Annotated in this window: 18 protein-coding genes; all 18 read left to right on the top strand. The window is 66.2% G+C overall.

All coding sequences use genetic code 11. The features are described from left to right. The first annotated feature begins 20 nt into the window (after window positions 1-20). The gene (gene mnmG, locus H610_RS0120955) at window positions 21-1,913 is read left to right on the top strand and encodes a tRNA uridine-5-carboxymethylaminomethyl(34) synthesis enzyme MnmG (protein WP_028241489.1); all 1,893 of its coding nucleotides are present in this window, start codon (window positions 21-23) and stop codon (window positions 1,911-1,913) included. Next, a complete protein-coding gene (gene rsmG, locus H610_RS0120950) occupies window positions 1,913-2,560 on the top strand; it encodes a 16S rRNA (guanine(527)-N(7))-methyltransferase RsmG (RefSeq protein WP_028241488.1) in 648 nt (215 codons plus the stop codon). Before mnmG ends, rsmG begins: the two co-directional genes overlap by 1 nt. 16 nt (window positions 2,561-2,576) lie before the next feature. Continuing rightward, window positions 2,577-3,365: a ParA family protein gene (locus tag H610_RS0120945; protein ID WP_028241487.1), complete on the top strand. Its 789-nt coding sequence runs from the start codon at window positions 2,577-2,579 to the stop codon at window positions 3,363-3,365. A gap of 9 nt (window positions 3,366-3,374) precedes the next feature. Next, window positions 3,375-4,247 (top strand): ParB/RepB/Spo0J family partition protein, encoded by an 873-nt coding sequence (locus H610_RS0120940; protein WP_028241486.1) that lies wholly within the window; start codon window positions 3,375-3,377, stop codon window positions 4,245-4,247. 154 nt (window positions 4,248-4,401) lie between these two features. Continuing rightward, window positions 4,402-4,806 carry a F0F1 ATP synthase subunit I gene (locus H610_RS0120935; RefSeq protein WP_028241485.1) on the top strand — a complete coding sequence of 135 codons (405 nt, stop codon included), beginning with the start codon at window positions 4,402-4,404 and terminating at the stop codon, window positions 4,804-4,806. Between the two features lie 15 nt (window positions 4,807-4,821). Next, a complete protein-coding gene (gene atpB, locus H610_RS0120930) occupies window positions 4,822-5,691 on the top strand; it encodes a F0F1 ATP synthase subunit A (protein WP_028241484.1) in 870 nt (289 codons plus the stop codon). A 53-nt stretch (window positions 5,692-5,744) separates the two neighbouring features. After that, on the top strand, window positions 5,745-6,002 hold the full coding sequence (gene atpE / locus H610_RS0120925) for a F0F1 ATP synthase subunit C (protein WP_003097235.1): 258 nt from the start codon (window positions 5,745-5,747) through the stop codon (window positions 6,000-6,002). A 57-nt stretch (window positions 6,003-6,059) separates the two neighbouring features. Next, complete coding sequence (locus tag H610_RS0120920) at window positions 6,060-6,530, top strand: F0F1 ATP synthase subunit B (protein WP_028241483.1); 471 nt, start codon at window positions 6,060-6,062, stop codon at window positions 6,528-6,530. 12 nt (window positions 6,531-6,542) lie between these two features. After that, window positions 6,543-7,079, top strand: a complete 537-nt coding sequence (locus H610_RS0120915) for a F0F1 ATP synthase subunit delta (protein WP_028241482.1) — start codon at window positions 6,543-6,545, stop codon at window positions 7,077-7,079. A gap of 21 nt (window positions 7,080-7,100) precedes the next feature. Further along, window positions 7,101-8,645, top strand: coding sequence for a F0F1 ATP synthase subunit alpha (gene atpA / locus H610_RS0120910; RefSeq protein WP_028241481.1), 1,545 nt, complete (start codon window positions 7,101-7,103; stop codon window positions 8,643-8,645). A 51-nt stretch (window positions 8,646-8,696) separates the two neighbouring features. Next, on the top strand, window positions 8,697-9,557 hold the full coding sequence (gene atpG / locus H610_RS0120905; protein WP_028241480.1) for a F0F1 ATP synthase subunit gamma: 861 nt from the start codon (window positions 8,697-8,699) through the stop codon (window positions 9,555-9,557). A gap of 30 nt (window positions 9,558-9,587) precedes the next feature. Further along, on the top strand, window positions 9,588-10,964 hold the full coding sequence (atpD, locus tag H610_RS0120900) for a F0F1 ATP synthase subunit beta (protein WP_028241479.1): 1,377 nt from the start codon (window positions 9,588-9,590) through the stop codon (window positions 10,962-10,964). Between the two features lie 144 nt (window positions 10,965-11,108). Next, window positions 11,109-11,534: a F0F1 ATP synthase subunit epsilon gene (locus H610_RS0120895; RefSeq protein WP_028241478.1), complete on the top strand. Its 426-nt coding sequence runs from the start codon at window positions 11,109-11,111 to the stop codon at window positions 11,532-11,534. 181 nt (window positions 11,535-11,715) lie between these two features. Beyond that, the gene (gene glmU, locus H610_RS0120890; protein WP_028241477.1) at window positions 11,716-13,083 is read left to right on the top strand and encodes a bifunctional UDP-N-acetylglucosamine diphosphorylase/glucosamine-1-phosphate N-acetyltransferase GlmU; all 1,368 of its coding nucleotides are present in this window, start codon (window positions 11,716-11,718) and stop codon (window positions 13,081-13,083) included. Between the two features lie 185 nt (window positions 13,084-13,268). Further along, window positions 13,269-14,042, top strand: coding sequence for a DeoR/GlpR family DNA-binding transcription regulator (locus H610_RS0120885; protein WP_028241476.1), 774 nt, complete (start codon window positions 13,269-13,271; stop codon window positions 14,040-14,042). A gap of 11 nt (window positions 14,043-14,053) precedes the next feature. Continuing rightward, entirely contained in the window at window positions 14,054-15,889 is a 1,836-nt protein-coding gene (glmS, locus tag H610_RS0120880) for a glutamine--fructose-6-phosphate transaminase (isomerizing) (RefSeq protein ID WP_028241475.1), read from the top strand. Window positions 15,890-16,172: 283 nt separating this feature from the next. After that, window positions 16,173-16,484: a hypothetical protein gene (locus tag H610_RS24330; protein ID WP_201768388.1), complete on the top strand. Its 312-nt coding sequence runs from the start codon at window positions 16,173-16,175 to the stop codon at window positions 16,482-16,484. A gap of 31 nt (window positions 16,485-16,515) precedes the next feature. Further along, on the top strand, window positions 16,516-16,780 hold a 265-nt coding region (locus tag H610_RS0120870), incomplete at its 3' end, for an IS3 family transposase (RefSeq protein WP_028241474.1).

Genomic DNA, 16,780 nt, shown 5'->3' with positions numbered 1-16,780 from the left:
TCCCCTCGTACGAGGTTCCTGTGGATTTCCCAACCCGTTTCGACGTCATCGTCATCGGCGGCGGCCATGCCGGCACCGAGGCGGCGCTGGCAGCCGCGCGCATGGGCGTGAAAACCCTGCTGCTGACCCACAACGTGGAAACCCTCGGGCAGATGAGCTGCAACCCGGCGATTGGCGGCATCGGCAAGAGCCACTTGGTCAAGGAGATCGATGCGCTCGGCGGCGCCATGGCCACTGCCACCGACCTCGGCGGCATCCAGTTCCGCGTGCTCAACAGCCGCAAGGGCCCGGCCGTGCGCGCCACCCGCGCGCAGGCCGACCGCGTGCTGTACAAGGCGGCGATCCGGCAGATGCTGGAGAACCAGCCGAACCTGTGGATATTCCAGCAGGCCGCCGAGGACCTGATCGTCGAGCAGGACCAGGTGTGCGGCGTGGTCACCCAGATGGGCCTGCGCTTGCTCGCCGGGAATGTGGTGCTGACCACCGGCACCTTCCTCGGCGGGCTTATCCACATCGGCCTGCAGAACTATTCCGGCGGTCGCGCCGGCGATCCGCCCTCGATCGCCCTGGCCCAGCGCCTGCGCGAACTGCCGCTGCGCGTCGGCCGGCTGAAGACCGGCACGCCGCCGCGCATCGACGGGCGCAGCGTCGACTTCACGGTGATGACCGAGCAGCCGGGCGACACGCCGCTGCCGGTGATGTCCTTCCTCGGCAGCCGCGAGCAGCACCCGGCGCAGGTCAGTTGCTGGATCACCCATACCAACGCGCGCACCCATGAGATCATCGCCGCCAACCTCGACCGCTCGCCGATGTACTCCGGCGTCATCGAGGGTGTCGGGCCGCGCTACTGCCCGTCGATCGAGGACAAGATCCACCGCTTCGCCGACAAGGACAGCCACCAGGTCTTCCTCGAGCCCGAGGGGCTGACCACCCACGAGCTGTACCCCAACGGCATCTCCACCTCGCTGCCGTTCGACGTGCAATTGCAGATCGTGCGCAGCATCCGCGGCATGGAGAACGCCCACATCGTCCGCCCGGGCTACGCCATCGAATACGACTACTTCGATCCGCGCGACCTGAAGTACAGCCTGGAGACCAAGGTGATCGGCGGGCTGTTCTTCGCCGGCCAGATCAACGGCACCACCGGCTACGAGGAAGCCGGCGCCCAGGGCCTGCTCGCCGGCGCCAACGCCGCGCTGCGCGCGCAGGGCCGGGACAGCTGGTGCCCGCGCCGCGACGAGGCCTACCTCGGCGTGCTGGTGGACGACCTGATCACCCTCGGCACCCAGGAGCCCTACCGCATGTTCACCTCGCGCGCCGAGTACCGGCTGATCCTGCGCGAGGACAACGCCGACCTGCGCCTGACCGAGCAGGGCCGCGCGCTCGGCCTGGTGGACGACGCCCGCTGGGCGGCCTTCTGCGCCAAGCGCGAGGGCATCGAGCGCGAGGAACAGCGCCTGAAGAGCAGCTGGGTGCGTCCCGGCACGCCCGAGGCCGAGGCCCTGGCGGCCCGCTTCGGCAGCGCGCTGACCCGCGAATACAACCTGCTCAACCTGCTTGCGCGCCCGGAGATCGACTATCCCGGGCTGATCGAGGCCACCGGCGGTGAGGCGGCCGAGGCGCAGGTCGCCGAGCAGGTCGAGATCAAGACCAAGTACGCCGGCTACATCGACCGCCAGCAGGACGAGATCGCCCGCCTGCGCGCCAGCGAGGCCACGCGGCTGCCGGCCGACCTGGACTACGCGACGATCTCCGGGCTGTCCAAGGAAATCCAGCACAAGCTCGCTCAGGCCCGTCCGGAAACGCTCGGCCAGGCCTCGCGGATTCCCGGCGTCACCCCGGCGGCCGTGTCGCTGCTGCTGATCCACCTGAAGAAGCGCGGCGCCGGCGCCCGCCTGGAGCAGAGCGCCTGATGACCACCGTCAGCCCCCGCCAGGCCGAGGAGCTCGCCGCCGGCATCCGCGCACTGGGCCTGGCCTGCACGGCCGAGCAGCAGGAGCGCCTGCTGGCCTACCTGGCGCTGCTGGTGAAGTGGAACAAGGCCTACAACCTGACTGCGGTGCGCGATCCGGACGAGATGGTGTCGCGGCACCTGCTCGACAGCCTGAGCATCGCGCCGCATGTCGCGGCCGGCGGCGACACCTGGCTGGACGTCGGCAGCGGCGGCGGCATGCCCGGGGTGCCGCTGGCGATCCTGTTTCCCGAGCGGCGCTTCACGCTGCTCGACGGCAACGGCAAGAAGACCCGCTTCCTCACCCAGGTCAAGCTCGAGCTCGGGCTCGGCAACCTGGAGGTGGTGCAGAGCCGGGTCGAGGCCTTCCGTCCGTCGCAGCCGTTCGCCGGCATCGTCTCGCGGGCATTCAGCGCGCTCGCCGACTTCGCCAACTGGACCCGCCACCTCGGCGACGCCGCCACGCGCTGGCTGGCGATGAAGGGCGTGCAGCCCGACGACGAGCTGCAGGCGCTGCCGGCCGACTTCCATGTGGAGCACTGCCACCTGCTGGACGTGCCCGGTTGCCAAGGGCAGCGGCATCTGCTGATACTGCGCCGCACCTCATGACCCGGACAGACTGACCATGGCCAGAGTATTCGCCGTCGCCAACCAGAAGGGGGGCGTCGCCAAGACCACCACCTGCATCAACCTGGCGGCATCCCTGGTCGCCACCCGCCGCCGCGTGCTGCTCATCGATCTCGACCCGCAGGGCAACGCCACCACCGGTAGCGGGGTGGACAAGCTGGCGCTGGAGCACTCGATCTACGACGTGCTGATCGGCGAGTGCAGCCTGGTCGACGCCATGCAGTTCTCCGAGCACGGCGGCTACCAGCTGCTGCCGGCCAACCGCGACCTCACCGCCGCGGAGGTCGCGCTGCTCAACCTGCCGGCCAAGGAGCACCGCCTGCGCGAGGCGCTGGCGCCGGTGCGGGAGAACTACGACTACATCCTGATCGATTGCCCGCCGTCGCTGTCCATGCTGACGATCAACGCGCTGGCCGCGGCCGACGGGGTGATCATCCCGATGCAGTGCGAGTACTACGCGCTCGAAGGGCTCAGCGACCTGGTCAACTCGATCCAGCGGATCGCCCAGGCGCTGAACCCCGAGCTGAAGATAGAGGGGCTGCTGCGGACCATGTACGACCCGCGCAGCAGCCTGACGATCGAAGTCTCCGACCAGCTCAAGGCGCACTTCGGCGACCGCCTCTACGAGACGGTGATCCCGCGCAACGTGCGCCTGGCCGAAGCGCCCAGCCACGGCATGCCGGCGCTGGTCTACGACAAGCAGTCCCGCGGAGCGCTCGCCTACCTGGCGCTCGCCAGCGAGCTGTCCCGCCGTCAGCGCCGCGTCGCGCGGGCGGCCCACGCATAAGGAATCCCGATGGCGACGAAGAAAAGAGGCCTGGGCCGCGGGCTCGATGCCCTGCTGGGCGGCACGACCGTCACGGCCATGCAGGAGGAGGCCGCCAAGGCCGACACGCGCGAGCTGCAGCATCTGCCGATCGAACGCGTCCAGCGCGGCAAGTACCAGCCGCGGCGCGACATGGATCCGACCGCGCTGGAAGAGCTGGCGGCCTCGATCAAGGCCCAGGGCCTGATGCAGCCGATCGTGGTCCGGCCGCTGGCCGGCAACCGCTTCGAGATCATCGCCGGCGAACGCCGCTGGCGCGCCAGCCAGCTGGCCGGGCTGGACAGCATCCCGGCGCTGGTGCGCGAGGTGCCGGACGAGGCCGCCATCGCCATGGCGCTGATCGAGAACATCCAGCGCGAGGACCTCAACCCGATCGAGGAGGCCTTCGCCCTGCAGCGCCTGCAGCAGGAATTCCAGCTCACCCAGCAGCAGGTCGCCGACGCGGTGGGCAAGTCGCGGGTGACGGTGAGCAACCTGCTGCGCCTGATCGCCCTGCCGGACGAGATCAAGACCCTGCTCTCCCATGGCGACCTGGAGATGGGCCATGCCCGCGCACTGCTCGGGCTGCCGGCGGAACGGCAGGTCGAGGGCGCGCGGCATGTTGTCGCACAGGGTCTGACCGTGCGGCAGACCGAGGCCCTCGTCCGGCAGTGGCTCAATGCCAAGGAAACACCGGTGGCCAAGCCCGCTGCCGACCCCGACATCACCCGCCTGGAACAGCGGCTGGCCGAGCGCCTGGGCTCGCCGGTGCAGATCCGCCACGGGCGCAAGGGCAAGGGGCAGCTGGTGATCCGCTACAGTTCCCTCGACGAACTGCAGGGCGTGCTCGCGCATATTCGCTGAAACAATTGCACATGTTTGCCGTGTAGCGGGCAGTCGGAATTCACTACCGGCAGGTTGAACCGCCCCGTCAGCAAACCTATACTCTGCGCGCATTTTCGCGGGCATAAAGCATGCCAAGCGATCATTGCCAGGATCTATCGAGGGAATGCAGACGTTGGACGCACGCACGCCAAACCGCCTGCCCTTCCATCGTCTCCCGGTGTTTCCCGTGCTCATGGTCCAGCTGGGCGTCGCGCTCGCGACGCCGCTCGGGTTGTGGCTGTGGCAGGGATCGGTAGCGGGCTACTCGGGGTTGTGCGGAGGGATGATCGCCTTCCTGCCCAATCTCTATTTCGCCCGCAAGGCGTTCCGCTTCAGCGGCGCCCGCGCGGCACAGAGCATCGTCCGGTCGTTCTACGCCGGCGAAGCGGGAAAACTGGTTCTCACGGCAGTGCTGTTCGCGCTGACGTTTGCAGGGGTGAAGCCGCTGGACGCGCTGGCCGTGTTCGGGGTCTTCCTGCTGACCCAGGCGGTCGGCTGGTTCTCACCCCTGCTGGTGAAGAGAAGAATTACGAATTGATGCGTTGAGGCACACATGGCAGCAGAGAACGCTTCGGGTTATATCCAGCACCACCTGACGAACCTCACCTTCGGCCAGCATCCGGTCAACGGCTGGAGCTTTGCCCACACCGCCGCCGAAGCCAAGGAGATGGGCTTCTGGGCGTTCCACGTCGATACCCTTGGCTGGTCCGTGTTCCTCGGCCTGGTGTTCATCTTCCTCTTCCGCATGGCGGCCAAGCGCGCCACCTCAGGCCAGCCCGGCGGCCTGCAGAACTTCGTCGAGGTGCTCGTCGAATTCGTCGACGGCAGCGTGCGCGACACCTTCCACGGGCGCAATCCGCTGATCGCGCCGCTGGCCCTGACGATCTTCGTCTGGGTGTTCCTGATGAACTTCATGGACCTGATTCCGGTGGACTGGCTGCCGATGCTGGCGGCGACCATCACCGGCAACGAGCACCTGTTCTTCCGCGTGGTGCCGACCACCGACCCGAACGCCACGCTCGGCCTGGCCATCTCGGTGTTCGCGCTGATCCTGTTCTACAGCGTCAAGGTCAAGGGCATCGGCGGCTTCCTCGGCGAACTGACCCTGCACCCCTTCAGCAGCAAGAACATGGCCGTGCAGATCCTGCTGGTGCCGGTCAACTTCCTGCTCGAATTCGTCACCCTGATCGCCAAGCCGGTCTCCCTGGCCCTGCGACTGTTCGGCAACCTCTATGCCGGTGAGCTGATTTTCATCCTGATCGCGATCATGTTCGCCAACGGCGTGGTCCTCGGCGGTCTGGGTATCGTGCTGCAGTGGGCGTGGGCCGTGTTCCACATTCTGATCATCGTGCTGCAGGCGTTCATCTTCATGATGCTGACGATCGTCTACCTGTCGATGGCGCATGAAGACAACGATCACTGATCCTTTAGCAATACCAAACCCTTAAACCAAGACGACATAGTGTCGGAGGAAAAATGGAAACTGTAGTTGGTCTCACCGCGATCGCCGTTGCCCTGCTGATTGGTCTGGGTGCCCTGGGTACCGCCATCGGCTTCGGTCTGCTGGGCGGCAAGTTCCTGGAAGGCGCGGCGCGTCAGCCGGAAATGGTCCCCATGCTGCAGGTGAAAATGTTCATCGTCGCCGGTCTGCTCGATGCCGTGACCATGATCGGTGTCGGTATCGCCCTGTTCTTCACCTTCGCGAACCCCTTCGTTGGTCAAATCGCCGGCTGAGCCATTCCTCCTCTGGGTGGAATGGTTTGACGGACAACGAACGAGCGAGGTGTTGGCGTGAACATTAATGCAACCCTGATTGGCCAGTCCGTTGCCTTCTTCATCTTCGTGCTGTTCTGCATGAAGTTCGTGTGGCCTCCGGTCATCACGGCTCTGCGCGAGCGCCAGAAGAAGATTGCGGACGGCCTGGACGCTGCCAACCGCGCAAATCGTGATCTGGAGCTGGCCCAGGAAAAAGTGGGCGAGCAACTGCGCGAAGCGAAGGCTCAGGCAGCCGAAATCATCGAGCAGGCCAAGAAGCGCGCGAACCAGATCGTCGAAGAGGCCCGTGAACAGGCCCGTGGCGAAGGCGACCGCATCAAGGCTCAGGCTCAGGCCGAGATCGAACAGGAACTCAACAGCGTCAAGGACGCCCTGCGGGCCCAGGTGGGCGTGCTGGCCGTCGGCGGTGCCGAGAAGATCCTGGGTGCCACTATCGATCGAAACGCGCACGCGGAGCTGGTTGATAAACTGGCTGCCGAAATCTAAGCGAGGGCGATCATGGCAGAACTGACCACGCTGGCCCGACCTTACGCCAAGGCTGCTTTCGAGTACGCCCAGGCCCATCAGCAGCTGGCCTCCTGGTCGGCCATGCTCGGCCTGGCTGCGGCGGTTGCCAAAGACGACCGCATGCAGCAAGTGCTCAAGGCCCCGCGTCTGACGAGTGCAGAGAAAGCCGGCGCCTTCATCGAGGTGTGCGGCAACGAGTTCGACGCCCAGGCACAGAACTTCATCCACGTACTGGCAGAGAATGAGCGCCTGGCGCTGCTGCCCGAGATCTCCGAGCTGTTCGAGCTATACAAGGCCGAGCAGGAGAGGTCGGTGGACGTCGAAGTGACCAGTGCCTTCGCATTGAGCGCAGAACAGCAAGACAAACTCGCCAAGGTTCTCAGCGCACGGCTCAGCCGGGAAGTGCGTCTGCACGCCGCGGAAGACCCCGCCCTCATCGGTGGTGTCGTGATCCGCGCCGGCGACCTGGTTATCGATGGCTCGGTTCGCGGCAAGCTCGCGAAACTGGCCGAAGCGTTGAAATCTTGAGTTTGAAGGGGCAGCAGAGCAATGCAGCAACTCAATCCTTCCGAAATTAGTGAAATCATCAAGGGACGCATCGAGAAGCTCGATGTGTCCTCCCAGGCCCGCAACGAGGGCACCATCGTCAGCGTCTCCGACGGCATCGTGCGCATCTACGGCCTGGCCGACGTGATGTACGGCGAGATGATCGAGTTCCCGGGCGGCGTCTACGGCATGGCGCTGAACCTCGAGCAGGACTCGGTCGGCGCGGTCGTGCTGGGCAACTACCTGGGCCTGGCCGAAGGCATGAGCGCCAAGTGCACCGGTCGCATCCTCGAGGTGCCGGTCGGTCCCGAGCTGCTCGGCCGCGTGGTCGATGCGCTGGGCAACCCGATCGACGGCAAGGGCCCGATCAACGCCGCCGCCACCGACGCGGTGGAAAAGGTCGCGCCGGGCGTGATCTGGCGTAAGTCGGTCGACCAGCCGGTGCAGACCGGCTACAAGGCCGTCGATGCCATGATCCCGATCGGCCGCGGCCAGCGCGAGCTGATCATCGGCGACCGCCAGATCGGCAAGACCGCCCTGGCCGTCGACGCCATCATCAACCAGAAGAACAGCGGCATCCGCTGCGTCTACGTCGCGATCGGCCAGAAGCAGTCGACCATCGCCAACGTGGTGCGCAAGCTGGAAGAGAACGGCGCGCTGCAGAACACCATCGTGGTCGCCGCCTCGGCGTCCGAATCGGCGGCCCTGCAGTTCCTCGCTCCGTACGCCGGCTGCACCATGGGCGAATACTTCCGCGACCGCGGCGAAGACGCGTTGATCGTCTATGACGACCTGTCCAAGCAGGCCGTGGCCTACCGCCAGATCTCCCTGCTGCTGCGCCGCCCGCCGGGCCGCGAAGCCTACCCGGGCGACGTGTTCTACCTCCACAGCCGTCTGCTGGAGCGCGCCTCGCGCGTGTCCGAGGAGTACGTGGAGCAGTTCACCCAGGGCGCGGTGAAGGGCAAGACCGGTTCGCTGACCGCGCTGCCGCTGATCGAAACCCAGGCCGGCGACGTGTCCGCGTTCGTTCCGACCAACGTGATCTCGATCACCGACGGCCAGATCTTCCTCGAAGCCTCGCTGTTCAACTCGGGCATCCGTCCGGCGGTCAACGCCGGTATCTCGGTATCCCGTGTCGGTGGCGCGGCCCAGACCAAGATCATCAAGAAGCTCTCCGGCGGCATCCGTACCGCGCTGGCGCAGTACCGTGAACTGGCGGCCTTCGCCCAGTTCGCCTCGGACCTCGACGAAGCCACCCGCAAGCAGCTCGAGCACGGTCAGCGCGTCACCGAGCTGATGAAGCAGAAGCAGTACGCGCCGATGTCCATCGCCGAGATGGCGCTGTCGCTGTACGCCGCCGAGCGCGGATACCTGAGCGATGTCGAGCTGGCCAAGATCGGCAGCTTCGAAGCCGCGCTGATTGCCTACTTCAACCGTGATCACGCCGACCTGATGGCGAAGATCAACGAGAAGGGTGACTTCAACGACGAGATCGACGCAGGCATCAAGGCCGGCATCGAGAAGTTCAAGAGCACCCAAACCTGGTAAGCCGCAGCGGGCGTCCCGGTGACGCCCGCCTGCTAACCCGAAAGGTGTGAAATGGCAGGCGCAAAAGAGATTCGCAGCAAGATTGCGAGCATCAAAAGCACGCAAAAGATCACCAGCGCCATGGAAAAGGTGGCGGTCAGCAAGATGCGCAAGGCCCAGATGCGCATGGCGGCCAGCCGTCCCTACGCCGAGCGCATCCGGCAGGTGATCGGCCACCTGGCCAACGCCAACCCGGAGTACCGGCACCCGTTCATGGTCGAGCGTGAGGTCAAGCGCGTCGGCTATATCGTGGTGACCTCCGATCGCGGCCTGGCCGGCGGCCTGAACACCAACCTGTTCAAGGTGCTGGTCAAGGACATGGGCGTTCAGCGCGAGCGCTCGGTGGAAATCGACCTGGCGGTGATCGGCAGCAAGGGTGCTTCGTTCTTCCGCAGCTTCGGCGGCAACGTCGTCGCGGCGATTAGCCACCTGGGCGAGGCCCCGTCGATCGGCGATCTGATCGGCAGCATCAAGGTGATGCTCGACGCCTATCTCGAAGGTCGCATCGATCGCCTGTACGTGGTCTCGAACAAGTTCGTCAACACCATGACGCAGAAGCCCACCGTCGAGCAGCTGGTTCCGCTGGTCGCCGACGAGAGCCAGGAGCTTCAGCACCACTGGGACTACCTGTACGAACCCGACGCCAAGCAGCTGCTCGAGGGCCTGATGGTGCGCTACGTGGAGTCGCAGGTGTACCAGGCGGTGGTCGAGAACAACGCGGCCGAGCAGGCGGCGCGGATGATCGCGATGAAGAACGCCACCGACAACGCCGGCGAACTGATCAACGAGCTTCAGCTGGTCTACAACAAGGCCCGCCAGGCGGCGATCACCCAGGAAATTTCCGAAATCGTTGGCGGCGCAGCCGCGGTTTAAGACCGGTTCAAATATTCAGAGGACCAGAAGATGAGCAGTGGACGTATCGTTCAAATCATCGGCGCCGTCATCGACGTGGAGTTTCCGCGTGATCAGGTGCCGAACGTCTATGACGCGCTGAAAGTCGTCGGCGCCGAAACCACCCTGGAAGTCCAGCAGCAGCTGGGCGACGGCATCGTCCGTTCGATCGCCATGGGTTCCACCGAAGGCCTCAAGCGTGGCCTGAACGTGAACAACACCGGCGCCGCCATTTCCGTTCCGGTCGGCAAGGCGACCCTGGGCCGGATCATGGACGTGCTGGGCAACCCCATCGACGAAGCCGGCCCGATCGGCGAGGAAGAGCGCTGGGGCATCCACCGCCAGGCGCCGAGCTACGCCGAGCAGGCGGGCGGCAACGAGCTGCTGGAAACCGGCATCAAGGTGATCGACCTGGTCTGCCCGTTCGCCAAGGGCGGCAAGGTCGGCCTGTTCGGCGGCGCCGGCGTCGGCAAGACCGTGAACATGATGGAACTGATCCGCAACATCGCCATCGAGCACAGCGGCTACTCCGTGTTCGCCGGCGTGGGCGAGCGTACCCGTGAAGGGAACGACTTCTACCACGAGATGAAGGACTCCAACGTTCTCGACAAGGTCGCCCTGGTGTACGGCCAGATGAACGAGCCGCCAGGCAACCGTCTGCGCGTCGCCCTGACCGGCCTGACCATGGCCGAGAAGTTCCGCGATGAAGGCCGCGACGTTCTGCTGTTCGTCGACAACATCTACCGTTACACCCTGGCCGGCACCGAGGTGTCCGCGTTGCTCGGCCGTATGCCGTCGGCGGTGGGCTACCAGCCGACCCTGGCCGAGGAAATGGGCGTGCTGCAGGAGCGCATCACCTCCACCAAGAAGGGCTCGATCACCTCGATCCAGGCCGTCTACGTTCCCGCGGACGACCTGACCGACCCGTCGCCGGCGACCACCTTCGCCCACCTCGACGCCACCGTCGTACTGTCGCGTGACATCGCCTCCTTGGGTATCTACCCGGCGGTCGATCCGCTCGACTCGACCTCGCGTCAGCTGGACCCGAACGTGATCGGCACGGAGCACTACGAGACCGCCCGCGGCGTGCAGTACGTGCTGCAGCGCTACAAGGAGCTCAAGGACATCATCGCGATCCTGGGTATGGACGAACTGTCGGAATCCGACAAGCAGCTCGTATCCCGTGCGCGCAAGATCCAGCGCTTCCTGTCGCAGCCGTTCTTCGTGGCCGAAGTGTTCACCGGCTCGCCGGGCAAGTACGTGTCGCTGAAGGACACCATCGCTGGCTTCAAGGGCATTCTCAACGGCGACTACGACCACCTGCCGGAGCAGGCGTTCTACATGGTCGGCGGCATCGAAGAAGCCATCGAGAAAGCCAAGAAACTGTAATCCGTGCGCCCGGCGACGGGCGCCGCGGTTCGTCCGCCAGTACGGTCGGCCGGTCATGCGGCGTGATGGGGCTCCAGGGCCCTGGCCACGCACCGCAGGGCAGGCGCAAGGGCCGGGTCGACGGGCCGATACGTGAGGTTAGATATGGCTATGTCAGTCCATTGCGATATCGTCAGCGCCGAAGGTGAAATCTTCTCGGGTCTGGTCGAGATGGTCATCGCCCATGGCTTCCTCGGCGATCTGGGGATCGCGCCGGGCCATGCGCCGTTGCTCACCGACCTGCGTCCGGGCCCGATCCGTCTGGTCAAGCAGGGTGGCGAAGAGGAGGTGTACTACATCTCCGGCGGCTTCCTCGAAGTGCAGCCGAGCATGGTGAAGGTCCTGGCCGACACCGCGCTGCGTGCCGGCGACCTCGACGAGGCGGCGGCCCAGGAAGCGGTCCAGGCCGCGGAAAAGGCGCTCAACGCCAAGGGGTCCGAGTTCAACTACGGCGCCGCCTCGGCGCAGCTCGCCGAAGCCGCGGCCCAGCTGCGGACCATCCAGCAGTTGCGTCGCCAGGCCAAGCGCTGAGCGATCGCGTCACAAGGAAAGGGCAGCTTCGGCTGCCCTTTTCTTTTTCGCCCGTCGGCAGCCATCGGGTAGCCGGCGGTTTCGGGCCGGTGGCGCTCCCCGCTAGAATTCCGCCTTTCAGGCCGACGCCCGGCCACGCCAATGCACCGGCCTTTTCCCGGGTCACCAACGGAGTTTCTGCATGAGCCTCGAAGTCATCGTTCTCGCCGCCGGCCAGGGTACCCGCATGCGCTCGGCCCTGCCCAAGGTGCTCCACCCCGTCGCCGGCAAGCCCATGCTCGGGCACGTGCTCGACACCGCGCGCGAGCTGGCGCCCGGCGGCATCCGCGTGGTGGTCGGGCACGGTGCCGAACAGGTTCGCGAGCGGCTGGACGCCCCGGACCTAGGCTTCTTCCTGCAGGCCGAGCAGCTGGGCACCGGCCATGCCGTGGCCCAGGCGCTGCCGGGGCTGGACGCCGAACGCGTGCTGATCCTCTACGGCGACGTGCCGCTGATCGAGACGCAGACCCTGGAGCGCCTGCTGGCCAGGGTCGGCCCTCGGCAGATCGCCCTGCTCACCGTCGAGCTGGACGACCCCACCGGCTACGGGCGCATCGTTCGCGGCACGGACGGGCAGGTGCAGGCGATCGTCGAGCACAAGGACGCCTCGCCCGAACAGCGGCGGATCCGCGAGGGCAACACCGGCATCCTGGCGGTACCCGGCGAGCGCCTGGCCGGCTGGCTGCAGCGGCTTTCGAACGACAACGTGCAGGGCGAGTACTACCTGACCGACGTGATCGCCATGGCGGTGGCCGACGGGCTGGTGGTGGCCACCGAGCAGCCGCAGGCGGCGATGGAGGTGCAGGGCGCCAACGACCGCATGCAGCTGGCCGAGCTCGAGCGTCATTACCAGCAGCGCAGCGCGCGGCGGCTGATGGCCCAGGGCGTGACCCTGCTGGATCCGGCGCGCTTCGACCTGCGCGGCGAGGTCAGCGTCGGACGCGACGTGGTCATCGACGTCAACGTCATCCTCGAAGGCCGGGTGGTCATCGAGGACGGCGTGCAGATCGGTCCGAACTGCGTGGTGCGCGACAGCACCCTGCGCCGCGGCGCCGTGGTCAAGGCCAACAGTCACCTGGAAGGCGCCGAGCTGGGCGAGGGGGCCGACTGCGGTCCGTTCGCACGGCTGCGGCCGGGCACCGTGCTGGGGGCCCGGGCACACGTCGGCAACTTCGTCGAGCTGAAGAACGCCCGCCTCGGCGAGGGCGCCAAGGCCGGCCACCTGAGCTATCTCGGCGACGCCCGCATCGGCGCCCGCAGCAACATCGGCGCCGGCACCATCACCTGCAACTACGACGGCGCCAACAAGCACCGCACCGAACTCGGCGAAGACGTCTTCATCGGCTCGAACAGCGCGCTGGTGGCGCCGGTCACGCTCGGCGCCGGCGCCACCACCGGCGCCGGCTCGGTGATCACCGGCGACGTCCCGGCCGACACCCTGGCGGTGGGCCGCGCGCGTCAGCGCAACATCGAGGGCTGGAAGCGGCCGGTGAAGAAGAAGCCGGTCTGAGCCGCGAACGGGATCGCCCGTGTCTGACGGGGGATTGGATGGTGGGTTGAAGCGGAGCCTCGCCCGGCCCACCCTACGAAGGTCGGTGTCCCGTAGGGTGGGCTTCAGCCCACCAGGGGCACTTGCAGCCCATCCCTTCGTTATGTTTTGATTCGCGCCTATCAACTTACGAATCGAAACTAACGATGTCGAAGCGAAACACGCCGCAGCGCCGTCACGCCATTCTCGCCAGGCTCGCCGAGCAGGGCGAGGTGAGCGTCGAAGCGCTCGCCCGCGAGTTTGCTACGTCCGAGGTCACCATCCGCAAGGACCTCAACGCGCTGGAGAAGAACGGCCTGCTGCTGCGCCGCTACGGTGGCGCGGTGCCGTTGCCGCAGGAGCTCATCGCCGACGGCACGCAGCCGGTCTCGCCCTTCAAGCTGGGCATCGCCCGCGCCGCGGTCGGCTGCATCCGCGAGCACGCGCGGATCATCCTCGACAGCGGCAGCACCACCGCCGCCATGGTTCCGGAACTCGGCCGCAAGCCCGGGCTGGTGGTCATGACCAACTCGCTGAACGTGGCCAACGCCCTGCGCGAACTGGAGCACGAGCCGGCGCTGCTGATGACCGGCGGTACCTGGGATCCGCATTCGGAATCCTTCCAGGGCCAGGTCGCCGAGCAGGTGCTGCGCTCCTACGATTTCGACCAGCTGTTCATCGGCGCCGACGGCATCGACCTGGAGCGTGGCACCACCACCTTCAACGAACTGCTGGATCTGTCGCGGGTCATGGCCGAGGTGGCGCGCGAGGTGATCGTGCTCGCCGAATCGGACAAGATCGGCCGACGCATTCCCAACCTGGAGCTGCCCTGGAGCAGCATCAACACCCTCATCACCGACGAGCGCCTGGCCGACGAGGCCCGCGATCGCATCCAGGCCCGCGGCGTCAGGCTGATCTGCGCCGCGGCCGCCCATCCATAGGAGACTTGCTCATGTGTGGCATCGTAGGCGCCGTCGCCGAGCGCAACATCACCGCCATCCTGCTCGAAGGCCTCAAGCGCCTGGAATACCGCGGCTACGACAGCGCCGGACTGGCGGTGCTGGATGCCGCCGGGCAGCTGCAGCGGCTGCGGCGTAGCGGCAAGGTCGCCGAGCTGGAACAGGCCCTGCGCGAAACCGAGCTCGGCGGGAGACTCGGCATCGCCCACACGCGCTGGGCCACCCATGGCGCGCCCTGCGAGCGCAACGCCCATCCGCACCTGTCCGGCAACGAGCTGGCGGTGGTGCACAACGGCATCATCGAGAATCACGAGGCGCTGCGCCGGCGCCTGCAGGCCGAGGGCTACGAATTCACCTCGGATACCGACACCGAGGTCATCGTGCACCTGCTGCGCCAGAAGCTCGACGCCCTCGGCGACCTCGCCGCAGCGCTGCAGGCGGCGGTGAAGGAACTGCACGGCGCCTATGGCCTGGCGGTCATCAGCACGCGCCAGCCGGACCGTATCCTCGCCGCGCGCAGCGGCAGCCCGCTGGTGATCGGGCTCGGCCTCGGCGAGAACTTCCTCGCCTCCGACCAGCTTGCCCTGCGCCAGGTCACCGACCGCTTCCTGTACCTGGAGGAGGGCGACATCGCCGAAATCCGCCGCGATGCCGTGCGCATCTGGGACGTGACCGGCGTGCCGGTGCAGCGCGAGCCGGTGCAGTACCACGAAGGCGCCGAAGCGGCGGACAAGGGCGAGTTCCGTCACTTCATGCTCAAGGAGATCCACGAGCAGCCGAAGGTCGTGCAGCGCGCCCTGGAAAACCGGCTCGGTGCCGACCAGGTGCTGCCCCAGGCCTTCGGCCCGCAGGCCGCCGAGCTGTTCGCCCGGGTCCGCAACGTGCAGATCGTCGCCTGCGGCACCAGCTACCACGCCGGGATGGTTGCGCGTTACTGGCTGGAGGCGCTGGCCGGGCTGCCGTGCCAGGTCGAGGTCGCCAGCGAGTTCCGCTACCGCAAGGTGGTGGTCCAGCCCGACACCCTGTTCGTCACCATCTCGCAGTCCGGGGAGACCGCCGACACTCTGGCCGCGCTGCGCAATGCCAAGGCCGCCGGCTACCTGGCCAGCCTGGCGATCTGCAACGTCGGCACCAGCTCGCTGGTGCGCGAGTCCGACCTGACCCTGCTGACCCAGGCCGGCCCGGAGATCGGCGTCGCCTCGACCAAGGCCTTCACCACCCAGCTGGTCGGCCTGCTGCTGCTGACCCTGTCCCTCGGCCGTGTACGCGGGACCCTCGACGGCGAGCTCGAACGCACTCTGGTGGAGGAATTGCGGCGGCTACCGACCCGTCTTGGCGAGGCGCTGGCCATGGACCCGCGCATCGAGGAGGTGGCCGAGCACTTCGCCGAGAAGCAGCACACGCTGTTCCTCGGCCGCGGCGAGCAATACCCGGTGGCCATGGAAGGGGCGCTGAAGCTCAAGGAGATTTCCTACATCCACGCCGAGGCCTATCCGGCCGGCGAGCTCAAGCACGGCCCGCTGGCGCTGGTGGATGCGCACATGCCGGTGGTGACGGTGGCGCCGAACAACGAGCTGCTGGAGAAGCTCAAGTCCAACCTGCAGGAAGTCCGCGCGCGCGGCGGCGAGCTGATCGTGTTCGCCGACCGCGAGGCCGGCATCGAGAACGGCGAGGGCACGCTGCTGGTGAAGATGCCGCACATCCACGACGTGCTCTCGCCGATCCTCTACACCGTGCCGCTGCAGCTGCTGTCGTACCACGTCGCCGTGCTGCGCGGCACCGACGTCGACCAGCCGCGCAACCTGGCCAAGTCGGTGACGGTGGAGTAATCGATTTAGGCACGCTCTACACTGATCGTCAGGAACAAAGCCTGTACGGGCCGTCGCCGGCTCGTACTGAGCCGACCGCTGTGTCCTCTGCATGGCGATATTCTTCAATACTCAGCCAAACGAGACCTTGAGTACCTTGGCCATACCGTAGCCACCTCGCTAAATTAGCGAACTAACCAAAAGGATTTGGGGCGCTATGAGAAGGAAAGCTCGCATACTCATCCTATGTAAGACCTATCCCTCACCCAGTGCGACATACATGGAGACGTCCTGTGTCGCTGGGATGGACGCCAACGGAAACTTGATCCGCCTCTATCCCGTTCCCTTCCGGCTGGTTACAGAAGACCAACAGTTTTCGAAGTGGCAATGGATCGAGGCAGCCATCGAGAAGAACGTCGGCGATCATCGGCCGGAAAGCCACAAGATCGGGGTGGATACGATTCAGCCGCGGGAGCGCCTGCCGGCCGGAAACTGGAAGCTCCGGCGGGAGATGTTGGATAAGCTGCCGATTTACGAGAGTTTCGAAGCGCTGGAGCAGGCGCGCCTGGATTTCAATGTGACTGCGGTGGTTCAATTCCCGCGGACACCTCGATAGGTGGAAAATCCACTGAAACGAGGAGTCATTCATGAGCCGTAAACGTCGATCCTTCGATGTCAGCTTCAAGCTGCAAGTCGTCCAGATGATCAAGGATCAGGGCCTGAGCGTTGCGCAGGTCTGTCGAGACATGAACCTGGGGGAAACGGCTGTGCGCCGTTGGCTCCAACAGTATGAGGCCGAGCTCTCGGGGCAACCTGGAATCGGCAAGCCTTTGACGCCGGAGCAGCAACGAATCCGCCAGCTTGAGGCGGAGCTTCGCCAACTGAAGCAGGACAACGAACTGCTAAAAAAGG

This window comes from Stutzerimonas azotifigens DSM 17556 (assembly GCF_000425625.1).
In the GTDB taxonomy this organism is placed as follows: domain Bacteria; phylum Pseudomonadota; class Gammaproteobacteria; order Pseudomonadales; family Pseudomonadaceae; genus Stutzerimonas; species Stutzerimonas azotifigens.
This window is presented reverse-complemented; position numbering and strand designations above follow the sequence as displayed.